Source organism: Actinotalea ferrariae, from assembly GCF_019733465.1.
Lineage (GTDB): Bacteria > Actinomycetota > Actinomycetes > Actinomycetales > Cellulomonadaceae > Actinotalea > Actinotalea ferrariae_A.
Map to the genome: position 1 here is coordinate 1 of NZ_JACVQL010000303.1, position 5512 is coordinate 5512.

At 75.4% G+C, this 5512-nt stretch carries 5 protein-coding genes; 3 read left to right on the plus strand and 2 right to left on the minus strand.

The genetic code is table 11. The features are described from left to right. On the minus strand, nucleotides 1–784 hold a 784-nt coding region (locus ICW40_RS18350), incomplete at its 3' end, for a spermidine synthase (protein ID WP_221655443.1). 66 nt (nucleotides 785–850) lie between these two features. Between ICW40_RS18350 and ICW40_RS18355 the strand changes: the two genes are divergently transcribed. The 3 genes from ICW40_RS18355 (at nucleotide 851) to ICW40_RS18365 (ending at nucleotide 3143) form a co-directional block, all read left to right on the plus strand. Next, a complete protein-coding gene (locus tag ICW40_RS18355; RefSeq protein ID WP_221655444.1) occupies nucleotides 851–1315 on the plus strand; it encodes an SAV_6107 family HEPN domain-containing protein in 465 nt (154 codons plus the stop codon). Between the two features lie 134 nt (nucleotides 1316–1449). Next, on the plus strand, nucleotides 1450–2715 hold the full coding sequence (locus ICW40_RS18360; RefSeq protein ID WP_221655445.1) for a DNA polymerase IV: 1266 nt from the start codon (nucleotides 1450–1452) through the stop codon (nucleotides 2713–2715). A 38-nt stretch (nucleotides 2716–2753) separates the two neighbouring features. Further along, nucleotides 2754–3143: a DUF3040 domain-containing protein gene (locus ICW40_RS18365; RefSeq protein WP_221655446.1), complete on the plus strand. Its 390-nt coding sequence runs from the start codon at nucleotides 2754–2756 to the stop codon at nucleotides 3141–3143. Nucleotides 3144–3300: 157 nt separating this feature from the next. Here ICW40_RS18365 and ICW40_RS18370 read toward each other — a convergent pair. Beyond that, the coding region (locus tag ICW40_RS18370) for a transglutaminase family protein (protein WP_221655447.1) at nucleotides 3301–5512 on the minus strand (2212 nt) is incomplete at its 5' end.

The window sequence follows — 5512 nt, forward strand, 5'->3', positions numbered from 1 at the left end:
GCGCGAGGCCGTCCGGGCCGCCGTCCGTCCCGCGAGGCGTCGACCCGGTGCCGGGCGCCCGTCCGGCGAGGACGACGTTGCCGTACCGCCGCCCCCGGAGCTGGCCGGGCTCGGCCACGAGGAGGGCGCCGTCGAGCACCGCGCGGACGGTCGCGGCCTCGGCACGCGCGAGCGTGAGGGGCGGTCGGTCGGCGCAGTTGGCCAGGTAGAGCCCGCCCGGTCGCAGCACCCGCACGACCTCCTCGAGGAACTCGACGGTCGTGAGGTGCGCCGGTGTGACGTCGGGCGCGAAGACGTCGCGCACGACGACGTCGGCCGACGCGTCGGGCAGCGCCGCGAGGACCGCGCGCGCCTCGCCGACCCGCAGCCGGAGGCGGGGTGACCGGGGGAGCGCGAACCACGTGCGGACCAGCTCGAGGAGGCGTGCGTCGACGTCGACGGCGACCTGGCGAGAGCCCGGCCGGACCGCGTCCAACCAGCGCGGGAGGGCGCACCCGGCGGCCCCCAGGTGGACGGCGTCGAGGGTCGTGTCGGTGGTGTGCTCGATGATCGCCGCCATGTGCTGCATGTACTCGAACTCGAGCCACGTCGGGTCGTCGAGATCCAGGTGGGAGCTCGGCACGCCGTTGACGTACAGGGTGACCGACCGCGGGTCGTCCGGTGACCGGCGCACCTCGGCCGTGCCCGTCGCGATGCGGACCGGCCCCTCGGGGAACGTCTGCGGCGCGGCCGGCCTGGAGGCGCCTGCGCCTCGACGGCCGCGGACGGGTCGGCGGTCGGGCATGGCTGCCACCGTAGTCTTGACGCGACTCGAACAGGTGTTCGACAATGGGCGCAGGAGGTGAGCGCGATGACCGGACGAAGCACCCCAGCGGTCCGCCTCGTGGGAGACGACGGAGAGGTCCGTCCGCCCGTCCCCACGTCGGCGCTGGACCTGCTGCTGCGCAGCGACGCCGAGCTCGTGGCGGCACAGCTGGAGGGCTCCGTCGAGGAGCGCTTCCTGCACGGGCACCTCGCGGCGCTCCGGGCCGGTGCGGCCCTGCTCGAGGTGACGGGGCGGCCGCGGCGTCGGCCCATGCCCCGCACGGTGTGGGACATGGTCGCCGCGGTGGCACCCGAGCTCGAGCACTGGACGTCCTTCTTCGCGGCCGGGGCGCCCGCACGTGCCGCCGTCGAGGCGGGGCGGGGCGGGGCCGTGGATCCCGAGCGCGCCGAGGCGACGGTCGCCGCGGCCGAGGACTTCCAGGACGCCGTCCGCCGCACGCTCGCGCTGGACACCCCGGAGCGGGGTCGGCTTCTGCTGCACGCCTCCTGAGAGGATGGGGCCATGCCGTCGTCCTGCACGTCCCGCGCGATCGGCGCTCGGGGTGTGATCGGCACGTCGGGCGTTCTCGGCACGTCGAGCGTGATCGGCACGTCGAACGGGTCAGGCGCGACCAGGACCGACTCATGAGCCGCACGCCTCCTCCGCCGGGCGTGCGGCGGAGCTGGGGGTCGGACGAGGACGGTGCGTCGATCCTCCATGTCGACATGGACGCCTTCTTCGCGTCCGTCGAGCTCGTCCGGCGGCCCGACCTGCGCGGCCGCCCCGTGGTGGTCGGCGGTGACGGGCGCTCCGTCGTGCTCGCGGCGACGTACGAGGCCCGTGCGTACGGCGTGCACTCCGCGATGCCGATGGCTCAGGCGATCCGGCTGTGCCCTCAGGCCGTCGTGCTGCCGCCCGACCAGTCCGCGTACCGCGAGGCGTCGGCGGCCGTCATGTCGATCCTGCGCGACGTGACCGCGATCGTGGAGCAGGTGAGCGTCGACGAGGCCTTCCTGGACGTGTCGGGCGCGCGTCGGCGCCTGGGTCCTCCGACGCGGATCGCGGCGCTGATCCGTGAGCGCGTGCGCCGCGAGCTCGGGCTCCCGTGCTCCGTCGGCATCGCGGGCACCAAGTTCGTGGCGAAGCTCGCCTCCGGCTTCGCCAAGCCCGACGGCGTGCTGCTCGTGCCACGCGGGGCGACGGTCGAGTTCCTCCACTCGCTGCCCGTCGGCTCGCTGTGGGGTGTGGGGGAGCGCACGAGGGAGTCCCTCGCGCGCTGGGGCATCACCACGGTCGCCGAGCTCGCGGCGAACGACGTGTCGGTGGTGCAGCGAGCCGTGGGCAGGGCGGCGGGCGCGCACCTGCACGACCTGGCCTGGGGCCGCGACCCGCGACCGGTCGTCCCCGAGCGCCAGGAGAAGAGCGTCGGCGCCGAGACCACCTTCGAGCACGACACGGCCGACCAGGCGGTGCTCGAGGGGCACCTCCTGCGCCTCGCCGACCGGTGCTCGACGAGCCTGCGTGAGCGCGGCCTCGTCGCCCGCACCGTCAGCATCAAGATCCGGACCGAGGAGTTCACCACGCTGAGTCGGTCGCGGACCCTGCCCGTCCCGACGGACGTCGGGCGCGAGATCTACCTCGCCGCGCGCCACCTGCTCGCCGGCACCGAGCTCGGCGGACGGCGCGTGCGGCTCGTCGGGGTGCGTGCCGAGGGCCTGACGGAGGTGGGCGCGCGGCAGCTGACCCTCGAGGAGGCGGTCGACGACGCGTCGGACGCGCGACGCCGCGCGGAGCAGGCGATGGACGAGGTCCGTCACCGGTTCGGAGCAGGAGCGGTCGGTGCCGCCACCCTGACGGGTGCACTCCCGGCCCGCTCAACTACCGCAGTCGGCGGCAGCGAACTATCCTGACTCATGACCCCGTCCCCACCGGCACTACGGAGGTAGCGATGCCTCTGTCCGAGTACGAGCAGCGCGTACTGGAGCAGATGGAGCGGCAGCTCACGTCTGACGACCCGAAGCTGGTGAACACCTTCCAGGGTGGCGGGACGCGGACCGTGAAGCGATGGCTGCTCACCGGGGCCGGCGCCGTCGCCGGCCTCACCGTTCTCTTCATCGGCGCCGCCACGAGCCAGCCGCTCGTCGGCGTCCTGGGCTTCGTCACGATGTTCGCCTCGGTCGTCCTCGCGTTCTCACCGCCGCGGCGGAAGGGTCCGGCGGGGATCGTCACCGAGAACGGCACCACGAGGCCGCGGCCCAAGCCCAAGAGCTCCGCACCGGGCTTCATCGCCCGCTTCGAGCAGCGCTGGGACCGGCGTCGGGACGACCGCGGTCGCTGACCGGCTCGACCGATATCGCTGACCGGCTCAGCCGACGTGGGCTGACCGGCAACCGACGTCGCTGCCCGGCTCAGGCCAGATCGCTGACCGGTGCGGCCGACGGGTTCGACCCGCTCACGCGACGTCGGCGACCGGCTGGGCCAGGTCGGTGACCGGCTCAGGCGACGGGGACCTGGGCTCCGTCCGGCTCCGGGATCAGCGGGCGCTGCACCGCCTCGACCCAGCCCTGGAGCTCGGCGACGTCCCATGCCGTCGGTGCCGGCGCATAGCGCGTGCCCTCGACCGTGGCGACGAGCCGGTCGAGCGCGTCGACGGCCCCCGCCCGCACCAGGGGGTCCCGGTCCGTCTCCTCGATCCGCGCCCGCAGCAGCGCACCGACCTGGCGCGGCGTCGTGGCGTCGCCCCAGGTGACGCCGGCCTCCGTGAGCTGGGCCCGCAGCAGTCCCCACCACCCCTCGGGGTCGTCGGGCAGTCTCGGGTGCCGGCGCCGACGACGCGCGCGCAGCGCGACGGCCGTCAGGGCGATGACGAGCAGGAGCGCGGCCGTGCCGGCGATCGCGACCCAGCTCGGCACCGAGGCCGAGCCGATGCCGACCTGGCCGTCGGCGCCAGACTGCCCGGGTTGCGGCGCCGCCGCGCCGGGGGAGAGCGACGGCGCGGCGCTCGACGTGGCCGCCTGCTGCTCGGGCGTGACGGGCAGGCCGGCGAAGGGGTCGGCGTAGACGGGCGGTGCGCCGGTCTGGACCGCGGGCGTCGGCTCGAACCGCACCCAGCCCGCGTCGGCGAAGTACAGCTCGGGCCACGCGTGCGCCTGGCGGCCCGAGACCACGAACTCGCCGCGCACCTCGGTGCTGGGCGACCCGGGCAGGAACCCGACCGCGAGGCGTGCGGGGATGCCGAGCGTGCGCGCCATGAGCGTCATGCCCGTGGCGAACTGGACGCAGTACCCGGTCTTCTGGGTGAGGAAGTCCCACACCGCGTCGTCGGTCTCCGGCGGGGGCAGCTGGGTGTCGTAGCGGAAGTTGCGGACGTCGCGGAAGTAGGACTGGAGCGCCAGCGCCTGATCGTACGTGGTCTCGGCCTCGGCGGTGAGCTCGACGGCCAGTGCGCGCACGTCGTCGGCGAACTCGGACGCGGGCACCGTGAGCGTCGGGTCCTCGAGCGGGAGCGGCGCCGCCTCGTCCTCGCGCAGCGCGTCGGGGCTCAGGTCCCGGGGGGCGATCGTCACCTCGTACGAGGTGTCCCGCGTCGAGGTCGAGCGGCTCGCGACCACCTCGTCGCGCGCCGGGTCGTACAGCCAGCTGCCCGGCGCCTCGACCGCGCGCGGCTCGGTCGGGATCGGCAGCCGGTCCTGCGCGAGGTCGCCGACGCGGACGCTCAGCCGGGCGACGTCGTCCGGCGCGGGCTCGGCGACGGCACTGGGCCAGAGCACGCCCTCGGTGCCGTCGAGCTCCGAGCCGGCCTCGCCGCGCACCCACTCACGCCCGTCGAAGTCGACCATCGTGTACATCCGCAGCGGGCCCACGGCCGGCGCGTCCGTCGTGTAGGTGAGGACCGGCCGGTCCGAGCGCTGCCCCAGGCTCGACCGCATGTCGAGGTCGGTCGAGAGGCGCAGCGGCCCGTCGACGCCTGCGGGGCCCCACGACCCCGGGAGCCGCACCGACCCGTAGAAGGGCATCGCCGAGGCGACCGGTCCCGCCACCAGGGCGAGCACGCAGACCGCCACGGCCGCTCCGAGGGCGGGCGCGACGTCGCGCGGCGAGTCCGCGGCGCGGCGCTGACGCGGCCTGGTGAGGCTCAGGAGGAGGAGGAAGGCGACACCTCCCACGAGCATCGGGGGGATCCCGGGATCGCGTTCGAAGAGGATCGTCGGCAGCCACAGGCCGAGCAGCGGGACGCCCGCGAGCCCTGCGCGGCCGAGCCCGAGCGCGAGCAGGTCTACCAGGAGCACGACCGCGGCGGTACCGGCGACCACGAGGAGCTCGAGCCCGCGGGACGGCTCCACCGGGATCCGCCCGTCCGCGATCGCGTCCACGCCGCTGCGCGCGAGCCGGACGAGCCGGTCGAGCGTGTCCGGCGTCGGGAGCGGCAGGCCGGGCGTCGTCCCGGTGCCGCCGTAGAGCGAGACGAGCGCGACGACGGCGACCGCGAGGCCCCAGCCCGACGGCGCGAACCTCGACCGGCCGACGGCACGCGCGCCGGCGACCACCGCCGCCAGGCCCACGGCCACGAGGGCGGCGACGGCCCGCCACGGGCCGGGCGCCAGCAGGCCCGTCATCGTCCAGGTCCCGGCCACCGCGGCGACGGCGACGAGCCCGGTGCCCAGCCAGACCTGACGCCCGGCCACGGCCGCGGCGCCCGTCACCGGG